Origin of the sequence: Streptomyces tagetis (genome assembly GCF_018069565.1) — a bacterium.
GTDB lineage: Bacteria > Actinomycetota > Actinomycetes > Streptomycetales > Streptomycetaceae > Streptomyces > Streptomyces tagetis.
In genome coordinates this window covers 1,565,430-1,578,893 of the sequence record NZ_JAGPNL010000001.1, presented here as the reverse complement: position 1 = coordinate 1,578,893, position 13,464 = coordinate 1,565,430, and the positions used below count along the sequence as shown (strand labels likewise).

Annotated in this window: 13 protein-coding genes; 2 read left to right on the top strand and 11 right to left on the bottom strand. The window is 70.9% G+C overall.

Annotation, left to right across the window (positions count from 1 at the left end; translation table 11 throughout):
• Positions 1–34: 34 nt before the first annotated feature.
• The 11 genes from J5Y05_RS06670 to J5Y05_RS06620 form a co-directional block, all read right to left on the bottom strand.
• On the bottom strand, positions 35–1,228 hold the full coding sequence (locus J5Y05_RS06670; RefSeq protein WP_307853737.1) for an acyl-CoA dehydrogenase family protein: 1,194 nt from the start codon (positions 1,226–1,228) through the stop codon (positions 35–37).
• Positions 1,225–1,809, bottom strand: coding sequence for a flavin reductase family protein (locus J5Y05_RS06665; RefSeq protein WP_210869020.1), 585 nt, complete (start codon positions 1,807–1,809; stop codon positions 1,225–1,227). The genes J5Y05_RS06670 and J5Y05_RS06665 overlap by 4 nt, the downstream gene beginning before the upstream one ends.
• 87 nt (positions 1,810–1,896) lie before the next feature.
• A complete protein-coding gene (locus tag J5Y05_RS06660; protein WP_307853735.1) occupies positions 1,897–3,360 on the bottom strand; it encodes a purine-cytosine permease family protein in 1,464 nt (487 codons plus the stop codon).
• A 77-nt stretch (positions 3,361–3,437) separates the two neighbouring features.
• On the bottom strand, positions 3,438–3,839 hold the full coding sequence (locus J5Y05_RS06655; protein ID WP_210869018.1) for a RidA family protein: 402 nt from the start codon (positions 3,837–3,839) through the stop codon (positions 3,438–3,440).
• 13 nt (positions 3,840–3,852) lie between these two features.
• Positions 3,853–5,400 carry an aldehyde dehydrogenase family protein gene (locus J5Y05_RS06650; RefSeq protein ID WP_247614060.1) on the bottom strand — a complete coding sequence of 516 codons (1,548 nt, stop codon included), beginning with the start codon at positions 5,398–5,400 and terminating at the stop codon, positions 3,853–3,855.
• A gap of 57 nt (positions 5,401–5,457) precedes the next feature.
• Positions 5,458–5,880, bottom strand: coding sequence for a cupin domain-containing protein (locus J5Y05_RS06645; RefSeq protein ID WP_210869017.1), 423 nt, complete (start codon positions 5,878–5,880; stop codon positions 5,458–5,460).
• Between the two features lie 4 nt (positions 5,881–5,884).
• On the bottom strand, positions 5,885–6,661 hold the full coding sequence (locus J5Y05_RS06640) for an RraA family protein (RefSeq protein ID WP_247614059.1): 777 nt from the start codon (positions 6,659–6,661) through the stop codon (positions 5,885–5,887).
• Positions 6,658–7,593 (bottom strand): VOC family protein, encoded by a 936-nt coding sequence (locus J5Y05_RS06635; RefSeq protein ID WP_307853734.1) that lies wholly within the window; start codon positions 7,591–7,593, stop codon positions 6,658–6,660. The genes J5Y05_RS06640 and J5Y05_RS06635 overlap by 4 nt, the downstream gene beginning before the upstream one ends.
• 95 nt (positions 7,594–7,688) lie before the next feature.
• Entirely contained in the window at positions 7,689–9,254 is a 1,566-nt protein-coding gene (locus tag J5Y05_RS06630; protein WP_210869015.1) for a 4-hydroxyphenylacetate 3-hydroxylase N-terminal domain-containing protein, read from the bottom strand.
• 414 nt (positions 9,255–9,668) lie between these two features.
• Positions 9,669–10,574 (bottom strand): LysR family transcriptional regulator, encoded by a 906-nt coding sequence (locus J5Y05_RS06625; RefSeq protein ID WP_210869013.1) that lies wholly within the window; start codon positions 10,572–10,574, stop codon positions 9,669–9,671.
• A 180-nt stretch (positions 10,575–10,754) separates the two neighbouring features.
• The gene (locus J5Y05_RS06620) at positions 10,755–11,237 is read right to left on the bottom strand and encodes an ester cyclase (protein ID WP_307853733.1); all 483 of its coding nucleotides are present in this window, start codon (positions 11,235–11,237) and stop codon (positions 10,755–10,757) included.
• A 142-nt stretch (positions 11,238–11,379) separates the two neighbouring features.
• Here J5Y05_RS06620 and J5Y05_RS06615 point away from each other — a divergent pair, with 142 nt between their 5' ends.
• Together J5Y05_RS06615 and J5Y05_RS06610 are read left to right on the top strand one after the other, a co-directional pair.
• The gene (locus J5Y05_RS06615; protein WP_210869011.1) at positions 11,380–12,303 is read left to right on the top strand and encodes a LysR family transcriptional regulator; all 924 of its coding nucleotides are present in this window, start codon (positions 11,380–11,382) and stop codon (positions 12,301–12,303) included.
• A gap of 285 nt (positions 12,304–12,588) precedes the next feature.
• Positions 12,589–13,398: an ABC transporter ATP-binding protein gene (locus J5Y05_RS06610; RefSeq protein WP_210869009.1), complete on the top strand. Its 810-nt coding sequence runs from the start codon at positions 12,589–12,591 to the stop codon at positions 13,396–13,398.
• Positions 13,399–13,464 lie beyond the last annotated feature (66 nt).

The window sequence follows — 13,464 nt, the reverse complement described above, 5'->3', positions numbered from 1 at the left end:
TCGGGACGGCGGCGGCGCGGGGGCAGGGTCTCTGTCAGGCGGCGGCCGGTTCGGGGATCACGAGGTCGAAGAAGCCCCAGTGCGATCCGGTGGGCAGGGTGCCCGAGAGCATCCGCCCGCATTTCTGCGTCACGATGTGCGAGGAGCCGCGGTGCTGGCTGCCGGCGTGGCTGTCGCGGAAGAAGCGCTGGAGGGCGCCGTCCCGCATGACCTGGGCGCCGGCGAAGCGGTGCACCAACTGGCCGATCTCCAGCGCGGTCCGGGTGGCCAGGCCGCACGCGAGCCGGGACATCGTCTCCTGCTCGTCGGTGAGCGGCCGTCCGGTGGCGAGCGTCGCCTCGTTCTCCTGCCAGGTCTCGCGGAGCAGGGCGAGTGTGCCGCGCACGTGGGAGTAGTGGCGGGCGTACTCGGCGAAGAACTCGTCGCTGGTGACCGGCGAGCCCCCGGCCGGGTCCCGGTGGCGGGTCAGGTCGCGCAGTTCGTCGAGCATGCGGCGGCCGACCCCCTGGGACCAGGCGGCCTGCTGGAGTCCGGCCATCAGGGCGGGGCTGAGGCCGCGTGTCGCGGAGCCGCGCCGGACGTCGTGCGGGCCGATGGCGAAGACGTGCTTGTCCGCCACCCGCAGCTCCTCGGCGCGGTAGTCGAGGCTCGCGGTGGCGCGCAGCCCGAGCATGTCCCAGGTGTCGCTGATCCGCAGGGCCGCGCGGGGGGCGAGGCAGACCAGCCGCTCGCCGGTGCCCTCGACCGTGACCCCGAGGTGGAGGTGGGTGGCCATGGAGACGCCGGGGGCGAACTGCCAGGTGCCGGTGACCCGGTAGCCGCCGGGCTCGCGCACCGCGTGTCCGGTGTAGGAGGTGGACTGGCCGGCCACCAGGGGGTGGCGGCCCTCGCCGAACAGTTCGGCCACGGCCTCGTCACCGAGGTGGGCGGCGGCCGTGGCGGTCTCGCTCGCCACCGCCCGCACCAGCCAGCCGAGCGAGGCGTCGGCGTGGGACAGTTCCTCCGTCACCCGCAGGATCTGGAGCGGGGAGGCGTCCATGCCGCCCAGTTCGGCGGGGATCATCAGCCGGAAGACACCGCTGTCGCGGAGCGCGTCCTGCACCGCCGGGGTGGGCCGCCGCAGGCGTTCGCTCTCCGGGGCCTCCTCCCGCAGCAGCGGCCCGATGGCGGCGAGCCGGGCCAGCAGCGCGTCGACGTCGGCGGCGCCCGGGTGCGTGTGTCCGCTCACGACCGGCTCCTTCCCGGCTCGGCCCCGTCGGCCTCGCGGGCCAGGGCGCTCCACCGGCCGCGGTAGAAGAGCAGGGGGCTGGTGTCGTCCCGCTGGCCGTACGCCATGACGCGGCCGAGGACCAGGACGTGGTCGCCGCCGTCGTAGCCGGCCCAGGGGGTGCACTGGAAGTACGCCAGGGAGCCGTCGAGGCGGGGGGCGATGTCGTCGCCGGCCCACTCGACGAGGTGCCCCTCCTGGGGCTTGCCGGCGAAGTGGAGGGCGGTGGCGAGCTGGTCGTCGCCGAGCACGTTGACCGTGAACGGCCGTTCCAGCAGGTACGTCAGGGCCCGCGAGGTCCGCTGCATCGAGACGAGCACGAGCGGCGGGTCGAGGGAGACGGAGGTGAAGGAGTTCACCGTGACGCCGTAGTGGCTGTCGCCGGACCGGTACGTGAGCACGACGACGCCGGTGGCGAAGTTGCCCAGCGTGTCGCGGAGCCGGCGGGGGTCGGCGAGCGGGGGGCCGGCGTCGCTCGGCGCGAGGGGCTTCGTGTCGAGCGCCCTCTCGTAGATCTCGGAGTCCCACATGATGTCGGTCATCCCGAACCTCCTGTACGTCGTGGGTTCGGCCCCTGCGGGCCGGGGCGGGTCCGGCGGCCGGCCGCTGGGCCGGCCGCCGGCGTGGGGTCAGTGGGCCTCGGCCGCGGCCTCCTCACCCGCGACGAAGGTGGTGCCGGTGCCCTCGGGGAGCCGGCGGCGCAGCACCGGGTAGAGGGCGATGGCCAGCACGAGGGAGACGAGGAAGCCGAGGGCGAAGACGTCCGTGGCCATGAGGACGATGCCGGTGACGGCGGAGACGACCAGGGTGATGACGCCGGCCCAGTTGCACTTCTCCACCCGCTGGGCGGAGCCGTCGTAGCGCCGGCGGCGGACCAGGTAGTAGTCGGCGATCATCACGCCGCACATGCCCAGCGTCATGGCGCCGAGGTAGGCGAGGTAGGAGCTGAACTGCTCCAGGATGCCCGCGGCGATCATGCCGAGGGCGATCACGTTGCCGACGACGACCATCACGGCGCGGCCGGGCTTCTTCCCGGTGAGCGAGTCGGCCAGGTTGACCAGGGAGAGCGAGCCCGAGTAGGCGTTGATGGCCTGGGCCTTCGCCTGGGCCGCGTAGATGGTCACGAAGCCCGCCCAGCCGGCGAAGATGACGAAGAAGGCGCCGGTGTTCTGCATGACGAAGGTGCTGCCCGCGGCGTTGGCCGCCTCGGGGCCGAGGCCGGGGTCGTGGGCCATGAGGTAGCGCACGACCTCCGGCATGCCGCCGATGACCACGAGCGATCCCAGGACGGTCATGACGAGGTTCTGGGTGATCGGTCCGGCGGCGGCCAGGATCGTCACGTCGCGGCGGGTCCGGCAGTACCGGGCGAAGTCCGTCGTGACCAGGGCGATCGTGCCCGCCGTGGCGCCCATCACGGAGAACGCGGCCTCGAAGCGGGGCCAGACGCCGCCGGGGACGACGCCGCCGTAGGTGAAGACGTCCATGGGGCTGGCGCCCTCGATCACGTAGATGTGCACGATCATGTAGACCGTGACCAGGAGCGTGACGGCGGTGAGGACTCCGGAGGCGCGCAGGGCGGGCTTCAGGCCGAAGATGGCCAGCGCGATCCACAGCAGTGTCATGGCGCCGTAGAGCAGGACGCGCACGGGCCAGCTGTCGGGCAGGTCGAGCATGAGCAGGGTGCCCTGGTAGAGCAGGGCCGACTCGATGGCGAGGAAGCCGAGGATCATGAAGGCGAAGATGACCGAGCCGATCGCCGAGCCCATGTGCCCGAATCCGAAGAAGCGGGAGGTGAGGGTGCTCGACATGCCGGTCTCGAAGGCCATCCGTCCCAGGGACCTGCCGAGGAAGACGGCGAGTCCCGCGACGAGGGCGCCGACGAGCATGCCCACCGCGAAACCGGCGAGCACCACGGTGAAGCCCGCGATGGCGAAGACGACGAGCGCGGTCGCCACGCTGACCGGGCTCAGGGCGAGCTGGTAGCCGCTCTTGCGATCGGCCGCCGGCACGCTGACCAGGGCGTGGTCCTCCGCCGCGACGGACAGGGCGGAGTCGGTGGAGCTGGGTCCGGGTCTTTTGGTGTGTGTGGTCACGAGGTCCTACCCATGTGAGTTGGGGCGCCCACGGCCGCCTGCGGGAAACAGGACACGCCTGGTGTCGCTGGGAGCGGTCAGTCCGCGCTGCAACCGGCCACCGCGATGGCCTCGATCTCGATGAGGATCTCCGGCTTGGCGAGGGCGGAGACCTCGACCAGGGAGCACGCCGGGAAGTCGCCGGAGAAGAACTCCTGGCGGGCCTTCCACACCTCGGCGTTGTCGCCCATGTCCGTGACGAAGATCGTCATCTTGACGACGTCGTCCATGACGGCGCCGGCCGCCTCGACCAGGTGCCTGATCTTCCCGAAGACGGTCCGGGCCTGCTCGTAGGCGGTGTCCCCGAGGACCGACTCGCCGTCCTGGGCGCGGGCGGTCATGCCGGAGATCATGATCAGGTCGTCGACGCGCAGGCAGTTCGACCACATCCGGTCGGCCGGTTCCCGCACGGCGTCGGAGATGAAACGTTCCTTCTTCATGGCTGTGCCGTCCTCAGAGGTCGATCCGGTTGTCCCAGGCGGAGGTTCCGCCCCAGTTCACGCACACGCTCTGGCGGCGCATGAAGCCCTTCCAGGCGTCCGAGCCGGCGGTGCGCCCGCCGCCGGTCTCCTTCTCGCCGCCGAAGGCCGCGCCGACGTCGGCGCCGGTGGTGCCCATGTTCACGCGCACGATGCCGCAGTCGCTGCCGCGGGCGGACAGGAAGGTCTCGATGTGGTTCAGGTCGGTGCTGTGCATGCCCGAGGCCAGGCCCTGGGCGACCCCGTTGTGGATCTCGATGGCCTCGTCCAGCTCCTCGTAGGTGAGGACGGAGACGATCGGGACGAAGGTCTCCGACCGGGCGATGGCGAAGTGCGGCCGGACGCCGGTGACGATGGCCGGCTCGACGTACTGGCCGGGCCTGTCGAGCACCTTCCCGCCGTGGACGACGGTGGCGCCCTCGCGTTCGGCGGCGGCGAGCACCTCGCGGTAGTCCTCGACGGCCTGCCGGTCGATCAGCGGGCCGACGACCGTGCCGGGGTCCCGGGGGTCGCCGATGGTGATCTGGTCGAAGGACTTCTTCATCAGCTCGACCAGTTCGTCGGCGATGCTGACGTGGGCGATCACCCGGCGGGTGCTCGTACAGCGCTGCCCGGTCGTGCCGAGGACGCCGAACGTCAGTGCCTTCGCGGCGAGTTCGAGGTCGGCGGTCTCGTCGACTATGCAGCCGTTGTTGCCCGAGCACTCCAACTGGTAGCGGCGGCCGAGCGTCGAGCCGACGACCTCCGCGACCTTGCGGCCCACGGTCGTGGAGCCGGTGAAGGAGATCATGGCGACCCTGGTGTCGGCCACCAGCCGTCCGGCGTCGGCGTCCTCGGGAACGAAGAGCGAGAAGACGCCCTCGCAGCCCAGCTCCGCCGCCGCCCGGTTGACCAGCTTCTGCACGGCGATCGCGGTGAGCGGCACCTTGGGACTCGGCTTCCAGATCACCGTGTTGCCGGCGATCGCGGACAGGAAGCCGTTCTGCGCCCACACGGCGGCCGGGAAGTTGTACGCGCTGATCAGCCCGACGACGCCGAGCGGCAGCCACTGGTCGTACATGCGGTGCTCGGCGCGCTGCGACTGCTGCGTGTAGCCGTAGAGCATCCGCGCCTGGCCGGCCGCGAGGGTGGACATGTCGACGGCCTCGCGCAGTTCGCCCTTGGCCTCCATCGTGGACTTGCCGGTGTCGAGGCAGACCACGGCGGCGAGCGCGTCGAGGTTCTCCTCGATCAACTGGCCGATGCGGCGCACGAATTCGCCGCGCCGGGGCGGCGGGACCATCCGCCACCTCTTCTGCGTCTCCACGGCGGCGGCGACCAGCGCCTCGTAGTCGTCGGCGTTCGAGGCCGCGACGCGGCCGACGAGTTCGCCGTCGGCGGGGCAGTGCGCCTCGATGACCGGGCGGCCCTCGGTCTCGCCCCAGCCGAGGGCGTCCGCGTAGGTGCCGGAATGCACCCCGTGCAGGCCGAACGTGGCCAGCACCTCGTCGGTGTCGAACAGCTTCGTGGTGGTCTGGGTCATCTTCACTCCCCAACGGCAGGGTGCGGGCGGCGGGTTCGGGCGGGGCGGACGGGCGCCTCACTCCTTCGCAAGGAAGTCCCCGATGGTCTCGTCGGTGTGGTACTCGGGCTTCTCGTAGTAGTGCGGGCCGTCGTAGATCTCGATCAGCACGCTGCGCTCGTGGGCCAGGGTCGGGCCGTGCGGGTGGTCCTTCGGGTTCATGTAGAAGGAGCCGGGGCGCAGCCGGAGGCCGGAGTCGGTGTACTCGTAGTCGCCTTCGAGGCAGTACATGAACTGGTTCGAGGCGTGGGTGTGCTTGGTGGGGATGGTGCCGCCCTTCTCGTACTCCAGGAGGGCGATGCTGGCGCCGGTCTCGGGGTTCTTGTGCAGGAAGTACTGGCGGAACCCGTAGTCCGGGTAGTCGATCCACTCCTCTTCCCTGAGGTCGGTGGCGTGGATCAGGATCTCGAGCGACTTCAGGGCCGCGGGGTCGATGGTCACGCGTTCACTTCCTTCCGGGGCGGCCTCGGGCCACCCACTGGTCGTATTCCCGCCGGCTCTCGGGGGTGGCGGGGAACAGTCCGAACAGGGACCGGCCCCGGGCGATCTCCAGCGCGGCGAACTCCTCGTACGCGGCGGCGTCGGCCGCCTCCTCGGCGACCTCGGCGGCGAGTTCGCGGGGGATGACGACGACGCCGTCCTCGTCGCCGAGCAGCACGTCGCCGGGGTAGACGGCGACGCCGCCGCAGCCGACGGGTTCGTCGAGGGCGACCGGGTGCAGGGCGATGGGCGTCGCCTTGGGCGCGTTGCCCCGGTGGTGGCAGGGCAGGCCGGTCGCCCTGATCGCCTCCGCGTCGCGGTAGCCGCCGTCGGTGACGACACCGGCGACGCCGCGGTACCGCAGCCGGGCCGCCATCATGTCGCCCATGGAGGCGGCGGCCGTGGAGCCGAAGGCGTCGATCACGAGGACCGCGCCGGGCGGGCACTCCTCGATCGCGCGCCGGTGGAGGTTCTCGCTGCTCGCGTATCCGGCGAGGGTGTCGAGGTCCTCGCGGGCCGGGATGAACCGCAGGGTGCGGGCGGGCCCGGCCATGGGCGGGGCGCCGGCCGCGAGCGGGACGACGCCGGCCATGACGGTGTTGCGCAGTCCCCGCCTGAGCAGCATGTTGGCGACGGTGGCCGAGCCGGCCCGAATCAGCCGCTCCCGGACGCTCTCGGGCAGGGCGTCGTCGGGGGCGGGGCCGGTGGTGGCCGTGGCGGGGGCGGGGCCGGTGGTGGTCATCGGAAGAACTCCAGGGGCGGCCGGTTCCCCCACTGGGTGGTGTCACTGGCGGTGCCGTTGAACTTGGTGGGGCGGTGCCGGTGGTCGACGACGTCGCCGTCGGTGTAGTGCTCGATACGGAAGCCGAAGGGGTCCTTCCAGTAGTCGAAGATCTGGCTGCCGAGCAGGTGGCGGCCGACCCCGACGTCGAGGGAGTAGCCGCGCCCGACGAGGTAGTCGTGCGAGGACATGACGGCGTCCATGTCGGTGACCTCGAAGGCGCTGTGGTGGACGCCGACCCAGTCGGACTGCAGGACGAGCATGAAGTGGTGGTCCACGAGCTGTTCGCCCAGGTCGAGGCGGACGAAGGTGCCGACGACGGGCCCCTCCTCGCCCGGCGGGACGAAGTAGTCCGAGGGGAGGAAGTTGAAGCGCTCGGTGAGCCAGGCCATGGTCGCGTCGTGGTCGCGCACGTGGAGCACGAAGTGGCCCAGGCGGGCGATGGTGCAGGGGGCGACGGGCTGGCGCACGGGGGCGTTGACCCGGTTCTTGTCGCGGAGGTTGTTCATGACGAACGGTTCGCGGTCCGCGAGGGGTTCCACCCGGCGCCGGCCGTGGATCGCCCGGATCTCGACGCCGTCGGGCGTGTGCATCACGACCTCGTGGCCACCGCCGGGCTCGGTCGACTCCCGGACCGGCGAGGAGCCGGGCAGTGCGGCGAGTTCGACCAGGTCGGCGTGGTCGGCGACCTCGATCGCGGCACCGGCGAAACGCTGCCTGGCGGCCTTGCGGGTGACGTGGATGTGGTGCTGGGTGCCGGTCCCCCGCATGTACAGGGTCCGGTCGTCGCTCCCTTCGGCGCGCACCATGCCGAAGGCGGTGAGGAACTCCTCCATCACCGTGAGGTCCGGTGCTTCGTAGGTGACGTGGGCAGCGTCGATCGCCGTGGCCACGGGTCCTCCTCGACTGGGGTGAGAGCACGGCGGCGTGCGCGGAGGGCGCCGCCGGGTGAGGGGGCGGCTCCCCGCCGAGGGGGAGCCGCGGACGGTCAGCGCTTGAGGATGCTGACGTCGTCGGGGTTGCGCAGGTCCGGCACGGTCCAGCCGTCCAGGTCGTACTCGTCCATGGCGCTCTGGGCGAAGTCCCGGCAGAAGTCGAGCAGGCCGCTGCCGCGGGCGCCGAACAGGTTGGTCTGGCGCGTCACGTCGTTGCTGCCGATGTAGTTGATCTCGTACAGCTCGTGGCGGGCGCCGAACTCGGTGCCGATGGAGTCCCACAGCATCTTCATGACCTTGACCCGTTCCTCGGCGTCGATGCCGCCGGTGCCGCGCAGGTAGGTGTCCAGGTAGCCCCGGATCTCCTCGGTCTTGAAGTCGTTGGCGTGGGAGTTGAGGTAGATCAGGCCGCTCGCCACGACCTGCTCGATGATGTTCTTGATCTTCGGCATGGCGAGCTGGTTCATGACGCGGTAGGCGCCGGCGAACTGCGGGTCGGGCTGGATCATGCCGCCCTTCCACGGAACGGCGCTCTTGGCCATCGCGTCGGACAGGGCCCAGAAGGTGTTGCGCCAGGCGATGACCTCGCCGAGCTGGGACATCACGCCGTGGAACTGTCCGGCGCCGGTGACGTCGAGGGCGCGGGAGAGCATGCCGACGAGGAAGTCCATCTTGACGGCGAACCGGGTGCAGCCGTGCAGGGAGGCGCGCTCCAGGTAGCCGGAGTGGATGTTGTACTTGTTGGCCTGCTCCAGGTCGTTGTAGATGAACGCGTTCTCCCAGGGGACGAACACGTTGTCCAGGACGAGGATGGCGTCGTTCTCGTCCAGGCGGCTGGAGAGGGGGTAGTCGAAGGGGCTGCCCAGGACGGCCGCGCGGTACTCGTTGGAGGTGCGGCAGAGCAGCTTCACGCCGGGGGCGTTGGTGGGCGTGATGAAGACCGGGGAGAAGGCCGGGTCCTGTACGGCGACCTGGCCGACGTGGCCGACGAAGGTGTGGTGGGTGAGGGCGGACCCGGTGGCCACCACCTTGGCGCCGGTGACGTAGAAACCGGCGTCGGTCTCCTTGGTGACCCGGATGAACACGTCCTTGCCCGCGTCCGCGCCGAGCCCGCGGTCGACCGGCGGGTTCATGATGGCGTGGTTGATGTACCAGGTCTTCTCCTGCGCCTTGCGGTACCAGGCGCGGGCGTTGTCCTCGAAGCCGCGGTAGAACTCGGCGTTGGCGCCGAGGGTGCCGAGGAAGCAGCCCTTGTAGTCGGGCGAGCGGCCCATCCAGCCCCAGGTGATGCGCTGCCATGCGGCGATGGCGTCCCGGGAGGCCACCTGCTCCTCGACGGTCCGCGGCGCCTGGTAGAAGCGGTGGGTGAAGCCTCCCCACTCGGTGGGGGCGGTGAGGACGTCCTTGCGCGCGGGGTCGTGCAGGGCGTCGTACATGCGGGCGATCATGCGGGCGGAGTTGCGGAATGCCGGGTGTTCGGCAACGTTCTCCACCCGCTCCCCGTAGATCCAGATCTCGCGGCCGTCGTCGAGGCTTTCGAGATATTCATCTCCGGTGAAAGGGAGATGGTCACGTCCGACAGGACTCCGTGCCGGCTGGTTCGCGCTTTCCGCCGTCATTGTCCGGCCCCTCCTCGTCGTTCACGGAACCGGGTCAGGCCATCGGTTCGCCACAGTGAGAACGCGGGCAGCCGTGGCGGGAACATTCCCTCTTCGGCCCGGGGCTGCCGCGTCGTCGAATTGCCGGGAAGACTTGCACGGTGGAAGGTCGCGGGCAATAGAGGTCCGAAGTCCCCGGGAACCGACGGATGGAGGGGCCATCCATCGGCCCGGCGGCCGGACCGGAAGCCGCGAACCGTCGCTGACCAGCGGCTTCCCGGGCCGGCGCGGGAATCGGCAGCGCAGACGGAAACAGGCGGATGTGACGCGCATCACGTGAAATGGCGACTCTTCACGGCGCGGAAAGATCGATGTCGTACCGGCTTTCCATATAGGCCGCAGGAGAGGGGTGCATAGTTCCCGGTATGGCCGCCGTCAGTGGGCGAGGGTCCGGCGGTGGTCGGCGACGGTCCGGGTCGCCTGGAGCCAGCGCTCCATGAGCGGGGTGACCTCTCCCCCGCGCTTCCACAACAGCGTGGCCTGCATGGGGCGCAGCCATTCCGGCGGGTCCAGCAGGGCGACGGAGTCGCTGCGTCCGGCGAGGCGCTGGGTGACGGGCGCGACGCCCAGCCCGGCGGCGACAAAGGCGACGGCGGTCTGCGGGGTGGAGACTTCGAGGACGTCGAAGGTCTCGTCGCCGGAAAGGGCCTTCTCCGCGACCTCCGGCATACCGGAGAACGCCGGAATGCGGGAGGGGAGAATCCACCGGCCCCACCCCTTTCCGTCCGGGTGGGATTCGGCGGCGCGATAGCGTGGCACGGCGAGCTTGAGGTCGATGTCGATAATCGGGTACCAGTCGCAGGTGGCCTCGACGAACCCCGCGAATTGTGTGGCACCGAAGGGAATACAGCCCATGTCCAGCTCCCCGGAGAGCACGCGCTGCACGATGAGGTCCGGCGTGACGTCCACCAGACTGACCCGCGCCTTGGGCGCCTGGTCGAGGAACTCGGCCAGCACGTCGGCGATGATCTCGTTGATCACCATGGGCTCGACGCCGATGTAGAGGTCGCCGATCGCGCCCCCGCCCATGAGCCGCAGCGTCTCCACGACCCGCTTGCGGTCGGCTATCAGGCGCTCCGCCTTGGAGAGGAGGTGCAGCCCGGCCTGGGTGGGACGGACGCCCTTGGCCGTCCGCTCCAGCAGGCTCACTCCGACTTCCCGCTCCAGCTTGGTGATGGCATGGCTCAGGGGCGGCTGGGTCATGTGAAGGTTCTTGGCGGCCTGCGACACCGAGCCGGCGGCGACGACGGCTCCGAAGTACTCGAGCTGGCGAAAGTCCATACCCTCTGAATGTCACGACTTCTCAGGCATGTCAATACATGACCTGACCAGGGAGAAGGGGGTAGGACTCCGCCACGGCCCGGTCCGTGGACACGGTGGGCCCGACCCGGGCGGGGTGCCGTCAGGCGGTGCTCCCGGAGAAGAAGGACCCAGGCCGCCGACCGGAGGAAGAGGGGCTGATCACGGCGTGCTCCGGGGTCGGCGCCCCTCGGTGAGGTCGACGCCGAGCTGACGCAGGAAGCCGACGTTGTCGTACTGGACCCACTCCTCGGCCAGCCGGCCGTCCTCGTCGTAGCGGAAGACGTTGATCAGTTCGAGTCGCATCGGCCGCCCGGTCGGCGCGATCGTGCCGACCGGGGACGCCTCGAAGGGCGCGGTGAAACGCCCCGACATACAGGTACGCACACCGATGTACTCACCCTCGCCGGTGATGGTGCGCCGCTCGCACGCGAACCCCTCGAACGCGGCGCGCATGGCCGCGAAGAAGGAACGGAGCTGCGCGTACGTCATGTCGCCGTCGGGGCCGTGGAAGACGAAGTCATCCGCGAAGTAGGCGTCCAGTTTCTCGTCGTCGGCCACGGCGATCGCCTCGCGGCCGATTCGCACCAGGGCGCGCGCCCGCTCGTCGTAACGGGTGTCGTCAGGGGATATGAAATCGCTCACCAGGAAATCCTTTCAGGGGGCGTGGCATTGCCGCCGCTTTCGACACTAGACCCTGAGAACTCCTTTCCGGCCCTGCGTGACATGCAATTATCGGCCCGTTCCCATGACGACTGTGCATGGCTCGGCCGCCTACGATGGTGCCGTGCCCGAACTCAGCGTCACCGCTCTCCGCGTCGTGCGCGCGGTGGCCGCGCACGGCTCCCTGAGCCGCGCGGCGCGCGCCCTCGGCTACTCCCAGCCGGCCATCTCGCGCCAGGTCGCCGCCGCCGAGAAAGCCGCGGGGCAGCCCCTCTTCGTACGCGGCGCGCGCGGCGTCAGGACGACGCGCGCGGGGGAGCTCGTCGCCCGGTTCGCCACCGAGACCCTCGTCGGCCTCGACCGACTCGACGAACGGCTCAACGAGCTGACCCACGGACCCGAGGTGCGGGTCCGGGTGGGGGCCTTCCCCGCCGCGAACGCCGCTCTGCTCCCCTTCGCGCTGGCCAGGGCAGTGCGGCAGCAGCCCAGGCTGACGTTCGCGCTCACCGAGGCGTCCTCGCCGCAGCTCGTGCACCAGGTCATCGGCAAGCGGCTGGACGTCGCGGTCGTGGCCTCCGGGCCGGGCCTGCCGCAGCCGGCCCTGGAGGGGCTGCGGACCGCCCCGCTGCCGGGCGGCGACCTGACGGTGGGCGTGCCACGCGGGCACCCTCTCGCCGCGATGGAGGGCCCCGTCCCGGTGCGTGAACTCGCCCACGCGTCATGGATCGTGGGCAAGGGTGCCCGTGACGAGCCACAGTTCGGCGCCTGGCCCACGCTGACCGATCCGCTCATCGCCTTCCGTACGCGGACCTGGCCCAGCCGCTTCGGACTCGTCGCCGCCGGTCTCGGGATCTGCGTCATTCCCGACATCCTCGCCCCGGTCGTCCCGGAGAACATCGCCCTGGTGCGTGTGGAAGACCCGAACTGGCTCGGCCGGAGCATTCTCGCGGTCACCAGGAATGAGGTCACCAGGAATGACGGGGTGGAAACACACGCCATCATTCTCCGGGCCCTGCGGGAACCCTTCGCGGATCGGCAGGGGCGCTGACGGGGGTGGAAGGCGAGGAATTCCCCTGGCGGGTTCCGGCCGACGCGTCCGTATGCCGACCACGAACCGATACGCGCCCCGGCAGGCCGTATCGTGGGCGTCACCTCGACATCCTCGGCCCCACCGAGCACGCCCCCGATACCGGCCGGGCGGCCCGGCCTCGGCCCGCACCGGGTGCCGCGTGAACGGCGTCATCCGCCGGGGCGCGGACCGGGACGCCTCCGCTCTCGCCCTGTCGGTCCACGCGGTGAGAGCGGCCCCCAACCGCTGTGAAGGAGCCTGCTCGTGACCACGCAACCGGTACTGGAGGCACGGGACGTGGACGTCGTCCGTGACGGCACCCCGATCCTGAGCGAGGTGTCGCTGACCGTCCGCCCCGGCGAGCACTGGGCACTGCTCGGCCCCAACGGAGCGGGCAAGACCACCCTGCTCGGTCTCCTCGGGGCGCTGACCCACCCCACCCGCGGCACCGTCGAGGTGCTGGGCCACCGACTGGGCCGCGTCGACCTGCGCCAACTGCGCTCGTACGTGGGCCACGTCAACCCGCGTCACGACCTGCGCTCGGCGCTCACGGTCCGGGACGTCGTGCTGACCGGCGCCACCAACACCCTCGAACGCGTCCCCCGCTGGACCCCGGCCCCCGAGCAGGCGGCCCAGGCGGACCACCTCGTCGACCTGCTCGGCCTCCGCGACCGCCGCGCGGCACGGTGGCCGACCCTGTCCCAGGGCGAGCGGGGCCGTACGCTGATCGCCCGGTCGCTGATGCCCAGTCCGCGGCTGCTGCTCCTCGACGAACCCGCGACGGGCCTGGACGTCGCCGGCCGCGAACAGCTCATCGAGCGACTGGACACCCTGCAACTCACCTATCCGAAGCTGGCGTCGGTCCTGGTCACCCATCACCTGGAGGAACTGCCGCCCGGGACCACCCACGTGATGCTGCTGCGCGAAGGCCGCCGGCTGGCCTCCGGCCCCGCCGACGAGGTCCTCACCAGCGACCAGGTCAGCAAGTGCTTCGACCACCCCATCCACCTCACCCGTACCGACGGCCGCTGGGCGGTGACGGCCCGCCGCGGGGCCCGGCGGAGCGCCGGGTGAGGCCGGGGCGCGGGCCGTGGGCCCAGGCAGTACGCGGGGACCGCGCCGGGGGCCCGAGCCGGGCGA

Coding starts and splice junctions, on each gene's coding strand:
- J5Y05_RS06630 (WP_210869015.1), bottom strand. CDS start 9,254: ATGACGGCGGAAAGCGCGAACCAGCCGGCACGGAGTCCTGTCGGACGT.
- J5Y05_RS06640 (WP_247614059.1), bottom strand. CDS start 6,661: ATGACCACCACCGGCCCCGCCCCCGCCACGGCCACCACCGGCCCCGCC.
- J5Y05_RS06625 (WP_210869013.1), bottom strand. CDS start 10,574: ATGGACTTTCGCCAGCTCGAGTACTTCGGAGCCGTCGTCGCCGCCGGC.
- J5Y05_RS06650 (WP_247614060.1), bottom strand. CDS start 5,400: ATGACCCAGACCACCACGAAGCTGTTCGACACCGACGAGGTGCTGGCC.
- J5Y05_RS06655 (WP_210869018.1), bottom strand. CDS start 3,839: ATGAAGAAGGAACGTTTCATCTCCGACGCCGTGCGGGAACCGGCCGAC.
- J5Y05_RS06665 (WP_210869020.1), bottom strand. CDS start 1,809: ATGACCGACATCATGTGGGACTCCGAGATCTACGAGAGGGCGCTCGAC.